Raw genomic sequence first — 1,367 nt, forward strand, 5'->3', positions numbered from 1 at the left:
GTATGAGTCTAGTATGAGTCTAGGGATGTTCGTTTCCATTAACCAGCGTTTAGATGCTGAAACCTTAACCATTGTTGCAGATGAGTTTGGTTACGAAATTCAATTCGTTAAACCAGATGAGGATGAAGAAAATGTAATTGAGGAAGAAGATAACGAGGCAGATTTAATCGAGAGAGCTCCGGTTGTTACGATTATGGGCCACGTCGATCACGGTAAAACCTCATTGCTGGATTATATCCGTAAAGCAAACGTGGTAGCTGGTGAGGCAGGTGGTATTACCCAGCACATTGGTGCTTACATGGTAACTACACCAACCGGTAAAAAAGTAACCTTCTTAGATACTCCAGGTCACGAAGCCTTTACAGCGATGCGTGCACGTGGTGCTAAGGCTGCCGATATTGCCATTATTGTTATCGCAGCTGATGATGCGGTGATGCCTCAAACTAAAGAGGCGATTAACCACGCACAGGCTGCAGGCGTACCATTGGTATTTGCTTTCACTAAAGTAGATAAGCCAGGTGCAAATGCAGATAAAGTACGCGAGCAATTATCAGTAATGAATATCTTGGTTGAAGATTGGGGCGGTAAATATCAGTCGCAGGAAATCTCAAGCAAAAGCGGCTTAAATGTTGATTTACTTTTAGATAAAGTGTTATTAGAAGCAGAATTATTAGAGCTGAAAGCGAATCCGAATAAGAGAGCTACAGGTACTGTAATCGAGTCTGCATTGGATAAAGGACGTGGTATTGTAACTACGGTATTGGTTCAGGCCGGTACGTTAAGAGTGGGAGATCCAATCTTAGCGGGTAGTTATAGTGGACGTGTAAAAGCATTAACCAACGAGCGTGGTGCTAAGGTAGAATCAGCAGGCCCATCACAACCGGTACAGGTTTTGGGTATGCAAGGTGCACCTACAGCAGGCGATAGATTTAATGCTTTAGAAAGTGAAACCGAAGCACGTGATATTGCAAACAAACGTATGCAGTTACAACGCGAACAGGGATTACGTACGCAGAAACACATTACATTGGATGAGATCGGTCGTCGTTTGGCTATCGGTAACTTTAAAGAGCTTAACATCATTGTTAAAGGTGATGTGGATGGTTCAATCGAGGCATTGGCCGATTCATTGTTGAAACTATCAACTGAGCAAATCCAGATCAATATCATCAGTAAAGGTGTTGGTCAGATTTCAGAATCTGATGTGTTGTTAGCTTCGGCTTCTGATGCGATTATTATTGGTTTCCAGGTTCGTCCATCAACAGGTGCACGTAAACTTGCAGAAGCTGAGCAGATCGATATCCGCTTATATTCTATCATCTACGATGCAATCAACGAGATTAAATCAGCGATGGAAGGTATGTTGG

Annotated in this window: 1 protein-coding gene; it reads left to right on the top strand. The window is 42.8% G+C overall.

The features are described 5' to 3' along the window. A partial coding sequence (gene infB / locus AC1DPQ_RS27800; RefSeq protein ID WP_477611574.1) for a translation initiation factor IF-2 occupies positions 1-1,367 on the top strand: 1,367 nt, incomplete at both ends.

Source organism: Pedobacter sp. 01T416_2 (assembly GCF_056398925.1).